Source organism: Nocardioides sp. NPDC058538, from assembly GCF_042719275.1.
Taxonomy (GTDB): Bacteria; Actinomycetota; Actinomycetes; order Propionibacteriales; family Nocardioidaceae; genus Nocardioides.
Window position 1 is genome coordinate 13,181 of record NZ_JBHXNY010000030.1, and the last position, 12,520, is coordinate 25,700.

A 12,520-nucleotide genomic window follows, 5' to 3' on the forward strand; every position below is an offset into this window, starting at 1 on the left:
TCCATCGTGAATGCACGGACATGCTAGGGGAGGCCATCTCGCCCAGACTCCGGCCGCCCGTCGTAACGATTGTCACACCTCGGTGAGCTGAGCGAGCGAAGAGGTTACTCGGCGGTACACGGCGTCGTCGACGAGCACGCCCGCATGCCGCAGCGCCAGCACGGCCGCTCCAGCCAGGCCGTCGGTGGCGACGACAGCCCCGGGAGCGACCCGGGCGGCGAAGTCGGGTTGCCGGGCCAGGACGCTCCCGGCCGCGACCAGCGGTCCCTCGACCTCAGGCGTACGCACGGCCGCCAGCGTCTCCCTCAGCCCCTCAGCTGCCTGGTCGAGGATGCCCGCGGCGACCTGGTCGCCAGCACCGGCCGCGGTGAACACGAGCGAGGCGAAGTCGGCCAGCCGGAGCGGCGGCATCGCGTAGAGCGCCGCCGTCGCCGCGACGAGGGTCCCGGTCCGTCCGCCCTGTGGCCGTTCGTCCCGGATGGTGCCGAGCCGATCGAGCAGCAGGCCGGTCAGCAGCGTCGCTGCGCCGCGCCCGTCCAAGGGCGCCAGCCCGGCACGTACGACCTCCCGGCCCAGCCAGAAGCCCGAGCCGACGTCCCCGAGCAGCCAGCCCAGTCCGTCCGAGATCCCCGCGAGCCGGCCGTCCTCGACCCGCACCGCCGACGCCCCCGTTCCAGAGAGCAGCACATAGCCGTCTGGTGCCGCCGTCCCCGAGAAGTATGCGGCCAGCACATCGAAGTCGAAGACCGGCTCGACCGCCACCAGGTCGGAGAGAGCGGCGGCGATCGCGGCGCGGTTGCCGGCGTCGCCCGCCCCCGCCACCGCGAGGGCCGCGCCGGCGAGCCGACCGGTATTTGCGGAGGTCACGGCCTGGGTGACCGCGTCCCTGATCGCCGTCGTGGCAGCGTCGATTCCGGCGGAGGTCGGGTTGCCGCTGCCGGCCTTCCCGATGCCTCCGCATCGTCCGTCGGAGGAGACGACGACGGCGCGAGTGCTGGTGCCTCCCGCGTCGAGTCCCAGATAGTTGTCATTCATTGACACCGTTTCGTAACAGAAAACCATTGCCAGGCGTACTCTCTCCAAATAGTTTTCGAGCGCAGGCCTCGACATACGGTTGCGGCCGGAGTTTGCTAGGTGGGTGGACTAATTGACCAGAGACGTGTTCGTAGCCTTCGATGAGCAGGTTCGCACACGCCTGTCCGAGCTGCAGTCGATGGCGCAATCCGGCGGCCTCGACGAGGCGGTCGAGGCGATGGTCGGCAGCATCCGCAACGGCGGTGTGCTGCAGGCGTTCGGCACCGGCCACTCGCAGGCGTTCGCGATGGAGATCGCCGGGCGGGCCGGTGGTCTGATCCCCACCCACGCCATCGCTCTGCGCGACACGGTCCTCAAGGGCGACCGGCCGGCGAGCGATCTCAAGGGCGGTCTCCTCGAGCGTGACACCAACATCGCCAACGAGCTCTGGGAGCTCCACGACTTCCACCCCGAGGACGTCTTCCTCATCGCGTCCAACTCCGGTGTCAACGGCTCCATCGTCGGCATCGCGCTGCGCGCGAAGGAGGAGGGCCACACGGTGATCGCGGTGACCAGCCTCGAGCACACCAACGCGGTCACCCCCAAGCACCCCAGCGGCAAGCGCCTGGCCGAGATCGCCGACGTGGTGATCGACAACCTGGCTCCGTTCGGCGATGCCACGGTGCCTGTTGGCGCCTCCGGAGCCGGGGCCCCTGAGAGCTCCGGCGTCATGGCCGGAGCCGTCTCATCCATCACGGCGGCCTACATCGCCCAGCTCCTGACCCTCGCCACCGCCGCGAGGATCGAGGAGACAGGCGAGACCCCGCCCCTCTACCTCTCCGCCAACATCCCGGGTGGCGATGAGCACAACGATGCGTTGAAGGCTCGCTACGGCGAACGCATCGGAAGCATGGCCTGAACACCCGTAAAGAAGAAGTAACGAGGAATCCACCCGAAAGAAGGCAGCACGATGTCCCAGCAGCTTCACCGGCTCGATCGCCGGACTCTTCTGCGCGGCACCCTCGCCGGCGCGGCGCTCGTGTCGTTCTCTGGAGCGCTCGCCGCGTGTGGCGCGCCCGGTAGCGACAGCGACAACTCCGGCGGTGGCACCAAGTCCGCGTCCAACCCGTTCGGCATGCCCAAGGACGGCACCGTCGACGCGGTGATCTTCGACGGTGGCTACGGCTACGACTACGTCGAGTTCGCCGCAGGCGTGGTCGCCAAGGAGTTCGCCGATGCCGACCTCAAGATCAGTGCCACGACCAAGATCGCCACGGAGCTGCAGCCGCGCTTCGTCGGCGGCACGCCTCCGGACCTGATCGACAACTCGGGTGCGGACCTGATCGGCTTCAGCTCGATCGCCGCCCAGCTCGAGGAGCTCGACGACGTCTTCGAGGCCGAGAGCTACGAGGGCGTCAAGATCGAGGACACCCTCTACCCCAACGTGAAGGTGCCCGGCACCTACAGCGACCGGTTCGTGGCGATCAACTACGTCATGACCCTCTACGGCGTGTGGTACTCCAAGTCCCTCTTCGAGGAGAACGGCTGGACCGCCCCGAAGACCTGGGACGAGGCCCTCGACCTCGGCGCCAAGGCCAAGGCCAAGAAGAAGTACCTCTGGGTCTGGGGCAAGGAGGCGGCGACCTACTACCGCACCCTGGTGATCGACTCGGCGGCCAAGGAGGGCGGCGACGAGGTACGCCTCGCGCTGGAGAACCTCGAGAAGGGCGCCTGGTCCCACCCGGTCGTCCAGGGCATCCTGGAGAAGCTCGGTGAGATGGTGAGCCAGGACATGTTCGTCCCCGGCGGTGCCGGCACCCAGTTCACCGCCGCGCAGGCCAAGTGGTCCAACGACCAGCAGGCGCTCCTCTACCCGAGCGGTGGCTGGATCGAGAACGAGATGAAGGACGCCACGAAGGAGGGCTTCGAGATGACCGGCATCCCGGAGTTCGTCCTCAGCGACAGCCCGTCGCTGCCGTACGAGACCGTTCGTGCCGCGGCCGGTGAGGCGTTCATCGTCCCGAGCAAGGCGAAGAACCCGGCCGGTGGCAAGGAGATCCTCCGCGCCATGCTGTCGAAGGAGGCCGCGACCAACTTCGCCAAGACGAAGCTCGCGCCGACCATCGTCAAGGACACCATCCCCGCCGACGGGTTCGGCTCCGCGGCGCTGAAGTCGCAGAGCGCGATGCTCGACGCCGCCGGTGAGAACACCTTCAACTACCAGTTCTACGACTACTACGGCACCAACGCCGACGAGCTGGTCGTGTGGAACTCGTTCCTCTCCGGTGACCTCGACGTCAAGGGCCTGACCAAGGCCGTCCAGGGCATCTTCGACAAGGTTGCCGACGACTCATCGATCGAGAAGCTCAAGGTTTCCTGACACCATGCCGGACCCATCAACCACGATGGCCCAGACGGCCGGCGGCCCCTCCGAGGAGAATCCTTGGGGGGCCGCCCCCGGCCGGCGCCGCCGCAAGCTCACCCTCGACCGGGCACTGTTCATGACGGTCTTCCTCGGCCTACCGGTCGCGGTATTCGTCATCTTCGTCGTGGTCCCGATCGGGCAGGCCCTCTTCTACTCGCTGACCGACTGGACCGGTTTCTCGCCGGTCATGAACTTCGTCGGCCTGGACAACTACGCCAAGCTCCTCGACGACGAGACCTTCCTCAAGGCGCTGCGCAACAACGTACTGCTCACGATCGTGGTGCCGTTCGTGACTCTGGTCGCGGCGCTGGCGATCGCGGTGGTCGTGACCACCGCCGGTCCCAGCACCGGTCAGGTCCGCGGTCTGAACGGGTCCGGCTTCTACCGGGTCGTCTCGTTCTTCCCCTACGCCGTCCCGGCCGTCGTCATCGGTCTCCTCTGGGCTCAGGTCTACGACCCGGCCGCCGGCCTGCTCAACGGCATGCTCACCGGCATCGGGCTCGACGGGTTCAAGGACTACGCCTGGCTCGGGGAGGTGCGGGCGGCGATGCCGGCCTCGATGTTCGTGATCATCTGGGCGAGCATCGGCTTCTACACCGTGCTCTTCGTGGCGGCCATCAAGGGCGTACCCGCGGAGATCTACGAGGCGGCCCGCATCGACGGTGCCGGCCGCTTCCGCACCGCCATCTCGATCACGCTCCCCTCGATCCGTGACAACGTGCAGACGGCCTACATCTATCTGGGGATCCTCACCCTCGATGCGTACGTCTTCATGGCGGCGCTCGCCCCTGGCGGCGGCCCTGCCAACAGCACGCTGACGATGAGCCAGCACCTGATGAACACCGCCTTCAAGAAGAGCCAGTTCGGCTACGCCACCTCGATGGGCGTGGTGCTCGCCCTGGTCACGCTGCTCTTCGCCGCCCTGGTCTTCGTCGTCTTCCACTTCGCTGGCGGACGGGACAAGAAGGGAGACGTACGCCGATGAGCGAGCGTCAGCAAGTGAACATTGGATCTTTCATCGGGCCGCGTCCGTATTCTGGCGCCTGCGCTACGGAGGTGGCCCGATGAGCGCCGTCACTCTGGACAAGCCTGTCGCTACCCGATCCGAAGGCGGGCGACGTACGCCCGGTGACGCACTGGTCGCCGGCACCTCGCACACGATGCTGATCATCTGGTCGGTGATCGTCATCGTGCCCTTCTGCTGGGTGGTGCTCTCCTCGTTCAAGACGTCGAAGGAGATCCTGTCCTCGCCGTTCTCGCTGCCCGCGGAGTGGAACTTCGACAACTACGCCAGCGCCTGGACCAAGGCCGGCATCGGGACGTACTTCTTCAACACCGTCATCGTCGTCGGCACCGCTCTGGTGCTGGTGATGCTGCTGGGGGCGATGTGCGCCTACGTGCTGGCGCGGTTCGAGTTCTTCGGCCGCAGGGTCATCTACTACACGATGCTGGCTGGGCTGACCTTCCCGGTCTTCCTGGTCATCGTGCCGCTGTTCTTCGTGCTCCAGGGCTTCGGGCTGCTCAACACGCTGCCCGGGCTGACCCTGACGTACGTGGCCTACGCGCTGCCGTTCACCGTCTTCTTCCTCTACGCCTTCTTCAAGACGCTGCCCGACGACGTCTACGAGGCCGCGATGATGGACGGTGCGGGCGAGTGGCGCACGTTCTTCCAGATCATGCTGCCGATGGCCGCACCCGGGATGGCCGGGGTGGCGATCTTCAACTTCCTCGGGCTGTGGAACCAGTTCCTGCTCCCGGTGGCGCTCAACACCGACCGGGACAACTACGTGCTCACCCAGGGCATGGCGTCGTTCTCCTCCCAGGCGGGTTACAACGTCGACTTCGGTGCGCTCTTCGCCGGGGTGGTGCTGACCGTGCTTCCGGTGCTGGTCGTCTACCTGATCTTCCAGCGGAGGATCGCTGGGACGGTCTCGACGGGCACGTTCCGCTGAGCCCGATCTGATCCAGATGTGATGCGGGTCTCGCGCCCCAGGTTAATAAGCGCTAACCTGGGGCGCGTGACCGCTTTTCTCCAGCCCGAGCACGAAGAGTTGCGTGCTGTCGTCCGTGACTTCGCCCAGAAGGAGATCGCGCCCCATGCCTCGCAGTGGGACCGCGACCATCACTTCCCCGTCGACGTGGTCCACAAGATGGGTGAGCTGGGCCTGTTCGGTCTGACCGCCCCCGAGGCGTACGGCGGGGGCGAGGGTGACCTCGTCGCGCTCTGCGTCGCGATCGAGGAGCTCGGCCGCGTCGACCAGTCGATCGGGATCACGCTCGAGGCCGCCGTCGGCCTGGGCATCAACCCGATCCTCACCTACGGCACCGACGAGCAGAAGGAGCGCTGGCTCCCCGACCTCGTCGCGGGCAAGAAGCTGGCCGGGTTCGGGCTGACCGAGCCCGGTGCCGGCTCCGACGCCGGCGCGACCGCCACCAAGGCCGTCCTCGACGGCGAGGAGTGGGTCGTCGACGGCGCCAAGCAGTTCATCACCAACTCCGGCTCCTCGATCACCTCGGTCGTCACCGTCACCGCCCGCACCGGGACCCGCGACAACGGCAAGCCCGAGATCAGCACCATCATGATCCCCTCGGGCACGCCCGGCTTCACCGCCGAGAAGGCGTACGACAAGCTCGGCTGGCACGCCTCCGACACCCACCCGCTCTCCTTCGACGGCGCCCGGGTTCCGGCCGACCACCTCCTCGGTGAGCGCGGCCGCGGCTACGCTCAGTTCCTGGCCACCCTCGACGACGGCCGCGTCGCGATCGCCGCGCTCGCTGTCGGCTGCATCCAGGCCTGCCTCGACATGGCGCTCGAGTATGCGGGGGAGCGGCAGACCTTCGGTGGCCCGATCGGCCGCAAGCAGGGCGTCGCCTTCCAGATCGCCGACCTCGAGGTCATGCTGCGGGCCTCGCGCCTGCTGACGTACGAGGCCGCGGCGATGAAGTCCGGGCTCGACTCGGGCGCTGTGACGATGAAGGAGTTCAAGCAGGCGGCTGCCGCCGCCAAGCTGTACGCCACCGAGTCGGCCGTCACCGCGACCCGCATCGCCACCCAGGTCTTCGGCGGCTACGGGTTCATGGAGGAGTATCCGGTGGCTCGCTTCTACCGCGACGCGAAGATCCTGGAGATCGGCGAGGGCACCTCCGAGGTGCAGCGCATGCTGATCGCCAGAGGTCTCGGCCTCCCGGTGGAGTAGAGCCCGTCGAGTAGGCGCGAATCCTACGGCACGCTGAACGAAACCCGCGAAGTAATCAAGAGCCATCTCACCATTGACCGTTTACTGTGGCCACATGGTGTTCGGGGGACAGCTGCTGGGACGGCTGCGTCGCACCCGCCTCTTCGGAGAGGCGGTCCGCTTCATGATGGTCGGCGGAATCGCGACAGCAGTCGCTTTCGTGCTGTTCAACGGACTGGTCCACGGCTTCTTCATGGGCGCCGGGCCGATGAACGGTCAGCCGATCCCTGCCTACGTCATCGCCAACACCGTCGGCATGCTGATCAGCTACGACCTGAGCCGCCGCTGGACATTCCGTCACCGTGTCTCCGACCATGCCGACGGCGGGTTCACTGCCTACGTCGTGATCAACGCGGTCACGATGCTGCTGCCGATCGCCTGCCTCTACGTCACCCGTAGCGTGATCGGCTGGGACAGTGCGATCGCCGACAACCTCTCCGCCAACGTGGTCGGCGTGCTGCTGGGCCAGATCGCCCGGTTCTACCTGTTCCGGAAGTTCGTCTTCGGCCGCCCGATCCGCTACACGCAGGTCTACGGCAGCGTCGAGGAGGAGGCCGCTGCGCTCGGCTTCACCGACGACAAGACGGTCCTGATGGGGCCGGAGCGCCGCGAGCCGGTCAGCGGTTCCACAGAGCCGGCCACGCATGACCGAGCCGGCTGAGCAGGTCGCGTAGCAGCGGCAGGCTCAACCCGACCACGTTGTGGTGATCGCCCTCGATCCCGGTCACGAACGCCCCGCCGAGCCCGTCGATCGTGAACGCACCGGCGACGTGCAACGGCTCACCGGTCGCGACGTACGCAGCGACCTCCTCGTCGCTCACATCGGCGAAGTGCACCGTGGTGACAGCGGTCTGCGACACCTGCTGACCGGTCGCGGTGTCGACCAGCGCATGCCCGGAGACGAGTACGCCGCTGCGCCCCCGCATCTCCCGCCAGCGCTGGGTCGCCTCCTCCGGATCGTGCGGCTTCCCCAGGGGCTTCCCGTCCAGCTCGAGGACGCTGTCGCAGCCCAGTACGAGCGCCCCTTCGGGCACCTCGGGACGGCCGGCGACGGCGTCGCGCTTGAGCTCGGCGAGCCCGAGCGCCAGCTCCGTCGGCGGCAGCCCGTCGAGCTTGCTCTCGTCGACACCAGAGACGATCACCACTGGTTCGACACCCGCGCTGCGCAGCGTCTGCAGCCGGGCGGGGGACTTGGAGGCAAGGACCAGCGTGGTCATGGCTCAACCCTAGGGGCAGTGGTGCTTTACCCCGGAGTCCGTCCAGCCGGTCCGAGTTCTGGTGGCCCTGGGGTGCTGCTGTGGTCGTCAACATGGCGATCAACCTGCTCCTCGGCGCCGACTCGACCGCCGGCTCCATCATCGGCGGCATCTTCGCGCTCGCCATCCTGGTCCCGTCCCTCGCGGTCGGCGCCCGACGTCTGCACGACACCGGCCGCTCCGGCTGGTGGCAGCTGCTCTGGCTCCTCCCGTGCATCGGGTGGATCGCGCTGATCGTCTTCTGGGTGCTGCCCGAGAAGGCCGAGGGCGACAAGTACAACGTCGCCTGACGCGACTCTGGTACTTCGCCAGACAAAGCCTGGCCACCGAAAATGTCGGTGGCCAGGCTTACTGTCATTCCATGGCCTGGCGGAAGTACACACAGGAGATGCTGCAGGAAGCGGTCGACAACTCGACATCCGTCGCCGGCGTACTGCGGCATCTCGGTCTCAACCAGGCGGGCGGAACCCACGCCCACATCAGCAGGATGCTCAAGAACATGAACATCGACACCAGCCACTTCGTTCGGTACGTCGGTACGGGCGCACATGCCCGACACTCGGCGGACAAGATCCTTGTCGTACGGCCGCCAGGCAGCGGGCGAGCGAAGCCGCAGATGCTGCGACGAGCGCTCCTCGAGATAGGTCGGAGGTACGTGTGTGCAGAGTGTGGCTGCGGCGAGAAGTGGCGAGGAAAGCCCCTTCGACTCCACATCGATCACATCGACGGCGACTTCCATAACAACGTCGCCGGCAATCTTCGGTTCCTCTGCCCCAACTGCCACAGCCAGACCCCGAACTTCAGTGGTGCGAGTCGCGGGAAGTACACCTTGGCCGGCGGGTAGCCACCACCGGCGCGTTTGCGCCGTCGGCTGTCTGGTTGCGGTCGTCAGCCCCTAGACTGATCGCTGCTCGCCGAAGTGGTGGAATTGGCAGACACGCAGCACTTAGGATGCTGTGCTCCAGGGCGTGCGGGTTCAAGTCCCGCCTTCGGCACACAGAATCCGGGTCCGACCCGGGGCTTCCCAGGGTCGATCCCCATGGACAACAGACACCTGACCCTCAAGGATGGAAGAACAACACCCCATCCAGGAAGAGGGATGAAGTCATGTCGTTCAAGGACAACGCGTCCAACTGGCGCGATGGCGTCCAGAATGGCGTCCACAAGGGCGTCGAAGGCGCCAAGCCTGCTGTTGCGGACGCCAAGGTGAAGTCGGCACCCCACCTTGTCACCGGCGGCGAGAAGACCGTCGAGAAGGCTGGCGAGTTCAAGGCTCAGATCGAGGCCAAGCGGGCCGAGATGGCGTCCGCACCCGACGCGGACACGCCGCGCAACCAGGCCCTGTCGGGTCTGCTCCAGGTCGGCGCGGCCGCCACCGACGTCGCCGCACAGGCGGGCGAGTGGCTGATGGAGACCGGTGCCAAGTGGAGCGCCGACACCGGCCCCGTCGTCGTCGAGCCGCCCAAGGAGATCCCGGGAGAGGACGTACCTCCTCCGCCTGACTTCAAGAAGCCCGACGACCAGCAGTAGAGCTACGAGGCGAGGCCGAGGTCGCGGCGGAGCTTGGCGACATGACCGGTCGCCTTGACGTTGTACTGCGCGACCTCGATCTTGCCCTCCTCGTCGACCACGAACGTCGAGCGGATCACACCCTCGACGACCTTGCCGTAGAGCTTCTTCTCGCCGTAGGCGTCGTACGCCTTGTGGACCGAGAGGTCCTCGTCGGAGGCCAGGGTGATGGTGAGCCCGTCACGCTCGCGGAACTTCGCGAGCTTGGCGGGCTTGTCCTTGGACACGCCGATGACCTCGTAGCCGGCGGCCTTCAGCGAGTCGATCGAGTCGGTGAAGTCGCAGGCCTGCTTGGTGCAGCCGGGGGTCATCGCGGCGGGGTAGAAGTAGACGATCACCTTGCGGCCGCGGAGGCTGCTGAGCGAGACCTCCGCACCGGTGTCGTCGGGAAGAGTGAAGTCGGGGGCCACATCGCCCGGCTCGAGACGCGTCATGGAGCCAACCTAGCGAACATTCCCAGACGAACCGCAGCGGTGGAGCGCGCAGTGGACGTACGCCGGTTGCTAAGGTCTGCGCATGTCCAAGGACCAGACTTCCTCGCTCGAGTCCGAGATCGAAGAGATCCGCGAGCGGCTCGCAGGCACCATCGACGAGCTGATCTATCGGGGCAGGCCGAAGACGATCGTGCAGCGCCAGGTGGCGGCCTTCAAGGCGGTCTACGTCGACCCGGTCTCCGGCGAGCCGAAGATGGGCAACATCGCGAAGACCGTCGGCGGGGTGGTGGGCACCGTCGTGCTCATGGCCACGCTGCGTAAGATCACCAAGGCCAACTGACCACTCCCCACCGGCAAGGCAACACGGACGTGACCGACAAGACCCCCATCAAGATGCTCCACGACCGGGTGCTGGTCGAGGTCGGGTCCGACGCCGGTGAGCGTCGTTCCTCGGGCGGCATCGTCATCCCGGCGACGGCCGCCATGGGTGCGGCCCGGCGGCTCACCTGGTCACGGGTGGTCGCGGTCGGCCCGCACGCGCGGGCCGTCGAGATCGGTGACCGGGTGCTCTTCGACGCCGACGACAAGCCGGAGGTCGAGGTCGCCGGAGAGGTCTACATCCTGATGCGTGAGCGGGACGTGCATGCGGTCGCGGCCGAGCGGATCGCCGACGACTCGACGGGCCTCTACCTCTAGCTCGTCTTCTGAGCCTTGGGCAGCGCGTTGAACCGGTGCGCCAGCACGACGACGTTGCTGTCGTAGCTCGAGCCGTTCCAGTCGGTGCAGGTGATGATCACCAGCCGGCCGTCGCCGTGGTCCTGCCCGAAGAGGCGCTGAGCCTGCTCGGCCAGCTCCTTGCGGCTGAGCACCTCGACGGAGTCGACCTGGTGCTGGAAGGTCCCGTCCTTGGTGACGATGTCGACCTCCTGCCCCTTCTCGATGTGGTCGAGTTTGTTGAGGCTGCCGCCACCGGTGTGCACGGTGTGGCCGGTGACGACGGTCTGACCCTGCGCCGAGCCGGGCTTGGCGCTGCCGACCCACCAGCCGATCTCGCGCGGGTTGCGCGGCGGGTCGAGCACCTCGCCCTCGAGGCGGATCGGGACGACCCTCGCCTTCGTGTTCAGCCCGGGCAGCTCGAGGCGCTGCGGGGCGCCGGGCGGCACCTCCACCGCGGCGCTGCCGCTCGGCCACAACATCCCGGCCAGCACCATCGCGACAGCGAGTACGACCAGCGCGGTCCAGAGGCCGCCCGCCGCCGCGGCAAGCCGCGGCGGCGAGTCAGCAGAGGTGTCAGCCACGCCGCAACATGCGGACGTACGTCGCCACACCGGCGCCCGCGGCCGCGAGGAGCAGCAGGGTGACGAGGGCGATGCGTCCGGCGCTGCCGTCGTCGTAGCTCTCCATGCCGGCGGTCACCACGGTCGGGACCGAAGCCGGTGGGTTGTCTGCCTTGGGCGGATTGTTGACGACCGTCTTCGGGGCCGGGCTGTTCGGGCCACAGCTGCTGGTGCCGATGGTCAGGTGAGTCAGCGGGCCACCGACGAACGGCTCGGCCGCGGGCAGGATCTTCGCGTCGAGTGCGGTCACGGTGATCGCGCCAGGAGAGGTCTTCTGGGCGTTCAGGGTGATGTCGAGGAGGTTGTCCTCCAACGGCGCGAGCTGGCCCTCGATCGAGGTCAGCAGCGTGTTGAGCACCTGCTTCTGCAGCTCGACGACGACGGGATCGATCGGCTGGAGCGCACCGCCGAGGCCGTTGGCCAGCTGGGTGCGCAGGCCCTTGATGACGACGTCGACCACGCCGGAGAGGTCGGTGACGACCTTCTGGTTCACCGCGGGGTCGACAGGCAGATCGACGACGGTCTCCCGTTTGCCGCCGGGCAGGACCACGTAGACGGACGAGCTGGCGATGGTGCTGTCGCCTCGCGCGGTGTCGTCGTTGGCCGTGCAGTGGCTCTGTACGGCGCCGAGGTCCACGTAGAGACCTGCGCCGTCCAATCCGTCGACCACGGGGGCGAGGAGCTGGTCGAGTGCGCCGGTGATCTGGGTCTGGAACGGCTTCAGCGCATCCTGGACCTCGGCATCCATGCCCTGGAACAGGTCGGACTGGATCACTCGCAGCTTGCTGAAGTCGAGGCTGGCGGCGTCGAGCTTGATGTTGTCGCCTCCGCTGAGGCAGTCGCCGGATCCGGCCGCGATCAGGGTCGCGCCGTCGCCGGCGAGACCCGAGCAGGCCGCCGATGTGGCGTTGCTCTTGGCCACGGCGTCCTGGGCCAGCGTGCCGGCCTGGATCGCGTCCTGGCCGCCGAGCGCGGTGATGATCGGCTCGTTGGTGCCTTCGGCCGACTCGGTCGAGCCGTCGTTGGTGACGGTATAGGTGCCTGAGTCGGTCCCGGTGCCGGCGACCTCGAGGCTCAGCGCGGTGGCGGACGCCTGCGACACCGTGGCGGCGCTCGCAGGTGCGGCTGACAAGGCAACCATGGCGGCTGCGGCCGCCACCGCGGCTCCCCGCGCGATGAGTGTTGTGCGCACGTGAATATCCCTCCCTTTGACGTTCGTCACACTCAACGGAGGAGGAGCCACGTACGT

The 12,520-nt window shown here is 67.4% G+C and carries 16 protein-coding genes and 1 tRNA gene; 12 read left to right on the forward strand and 5 right to left on the reverse strand.

Annotation, left to right across the window (positions count from 1 at the left end; genetic code table 11):
* Positions 1–72: 72 nt before the first annotated feature.
* Complete coding sequence (locus ACFWQC_RS21910; protein WP_378682835.1) at positions 73–1,035, reverse strand: N-acetylglucosamine kinase; 963 nt, start codon at positions 1,033–1,035, stop codon at positions 73–75.
* Between the two features lie 124 nt (positions 1,036–1,159).
* Between ACFWQC_RS21910 and ACFWQC_RS21915 the strand changes: the two genes are divergently transcribed.
* The 6 genes from ACFWQC_RS21915 (at position 1,160) to ACFWQC_RS21940 (ending at position 7,336) form a co-directional block, all read left to right on the forward strand.
* Entirely contained in the window at positions 1,160–1,933 is a 774-nt protein-coding gene (locus tag ACFWQC_RS21915) for a sugar isomerase domain-containing protein (protein ID WP_378682837.1), read from the forward strand.
* Between the two features lie 51 nt (positions 1,934–1,984).
* Positions 1,985–3,394 carry an N-acetylglucosamine/diacetylchitobiose ABC transporter substrate-binding protein gene (ngcE, locus tag ACFWQC_RS21920; RefSeq protein ID WP_378682839.1) on the forward strand — a complete coding sequence of 470 codons (1,410 nt, stop codon included), beginning with the start codon at positions 1,985–1,987 and terminating at the stop codon, positions 3,392–3,394.
* A gap of 4 nt (positions 3,395–3,398) precedes the next feature.
* Positions 3,399–4,424 (forward strand): carbohydrate ABC transporter permease, encoded by a 1,026-nt coding sequence (locus tag ACFWQC_RS21925; protein WP_378682842.1) that lies wholly within the window; start codon positions 3,399–3,401, stop codon positions 4,422–4,424.
* A 79-nt stretch (positions 4,425–4,503) separates the two neighbouring features.
* On the forward strand, positions 4,504–5,391 hold the full coding sequence (locus ACFWQC_RS21930; RefSeq protein WP_378682845.1) for a carbohydrate ABC transporter permease: 888 nt from the start codon (positions 4,504–4,506) through the stop codon (positions 5,389–5,391).
* Between the two features lie 66 nt (positions 5,392–5,457).
* Positions 5,458–6,636, forward strand: coding sequence for an acyl-CoA dehydrogenase family protein (locus tag ACFWQC_RS21935; protein ID WP_378682848.1), 1,179 nt, complete (start codon positions 5,458–5,460; stop codon positions 6,634–6,636).
* 94 nt (positions 6,637–6,730) lie between these two features.
* On the forward strand, positions 6,731–7,336 hold the full coding sequence (locus ACFWQC_RS21940) for a GtrA family protein (protein WP_378682851.1): 606 nt from the start codon (positions 6,731–6,733) through the stop codon (positions 7,334–7,336).
* On the opposite strand, the gene ACFWQC_RS21945 is transcribed toward ACFWQC_RS21940, so the two are convergent.
* Positions 7,293–7,892, reverse strand: coding sequence for a Maf family protein (locus ACFWQC_RS21945; RefSeq protein ID WP_378682854.1), 600 nt, complete (start codon positions 7,890–7,892; stop codon positions 7,293–7,295). The genes ACFWQC_RS21940 and ACFWQC_RS21945 overlap by 44 nt on opposite strands.
* Between ACFWQC_RS21945 and ACFWQC_RS21950 the strand changes: the two genes are divergently transcribed.
* The 4 genes from ACFWQC_RS21950 (at position 7,820) to ACFWQC_RS21965 (ending at position 9,461) form a co-directional block, all read left to right on the forward strand.
* Positions 7,820–8,221, forward strand: a complete 402-nt coding sequence (locus ACFWQC_RS21950; RefSeq protein WP_378682940.1) for a DUF805 domain-containing protein — start codon at positions 7,820–7,822, stop codon at positions 8,219–8,221. The two genes, ACFWQC_RS21945 and ACFWQC_RS21950, sit on opposite strands and share 73 nt — an antisense overlap.
* A gap of 71 nt (positions 8,222–8,292) precedes the next feature.
* On the forward strand, positions 8,293–8,775 hold the full coding sequence (locus ACFWQC_RS21955; protein ID WP_378682857.1) for an HNH endonuclease signature motif containing protein: 483 nt from the start codon (positions 8,293–8,295) through the stop codon (positions 8,773–8,775).
* Between the two features lie 69 nt (positions 8,776–8,844).
* Positions 8,845–8,926: transfer RNA gene (locus tag ACFWQC_RS21960), tRNA-Leu, on the forward strand.
* Positions 8,927–9,038: 112 nt separating this feature from the next.
* Positions 9,039–9,461, forward strand: a complete 423-nt coding sequence (locus ACFWQC_RS21965) for a hypothetical protein (protein ID WP_355021105.1) — start codon at positions 9,039–9,041, stop codon at positions 9,459–9,461.
* Positions 9,462–9,463: 2 nt separating this feature from the next.
* On the opposite strand, the gene bcp is transcribed toward ACFWQC_RS21965, so the two are convergent.
* Positions 9,464–9,934 carry a thioredoxin-dependent thiol peroxidase gene (gene bcp, locus ACFWQC_RS21970; protein WP_292651693.1) on the reverse strand — a complete coding sequence of 157 codons (471 nt, stop codon included), beginning with the start codon at positions 9,932–9,934 and terminating at the stop codon, positions 9,464–9,466.
* 82 nt (positions 9,935–10,016) lie between these two features.
* On the opposite strand from bcp, the gene ACFWQC_RS21975 reads away from it, so the two are divergent.
* Together ACFWQC_RS21975 and ACFWQC_RS21980 are read left to right on the forward strand one after the other, a co-directional pair.
* A complete protein-coding gene (locus tag ACFWQC_RS21975; RefSeq protein WP_355021104.1) occupies positions 10,017–10,274 on the forward strand; it encodes a DUF3618 domain-containing protein in 258 nt (85 codons plus the stop codon).
* 53 nt (positions 10,275–10,327) lie between these two features.
* Complete coding sequence (locus ACFWQC_RS21980) at positions 10,328–10,630, forward strand: co-chaperone GroES (RefSeq protein WP_355021116.1); 303 nt, start codon at positions 10,328–10,330, stop codon at positions 10,628–10,630.
* Here the strand turns inward: ACFWQC_RS21980 and ACFWQC_RS21985 are convergent.
* Complete coding sequence (locus ACFWQC_RS21985) at positions 10,627–11,232, reverse strand: class F sortase (protein WP_355021103.1); 606 nt, start codon at positions 11,230–11,232, stop codon at positions 10,627–10,629. The two genes, ACFWQC_RS21980 and ACFWQC_RS21985, sit on opposite strands and share 4 nt — an antisense overlap.
* Positions 11,225–12,463, reverse strand: coding sequence for a hypothetical protein (locus tag ACFWQC_RS21990; protein WP_378682862.1), 1,239 nt, complete (start codon positions 12,461–12,463; stop codon positions 11,225–11,227). The genes ACFWQC_RS21985 and ACFWQC_RS21990 overlap by 8 nt, the downstream gene beginning before the upstream one ends.
* Between the last annotated feature and the right edge of the window lie 57 nt (positions 12,464–12,520).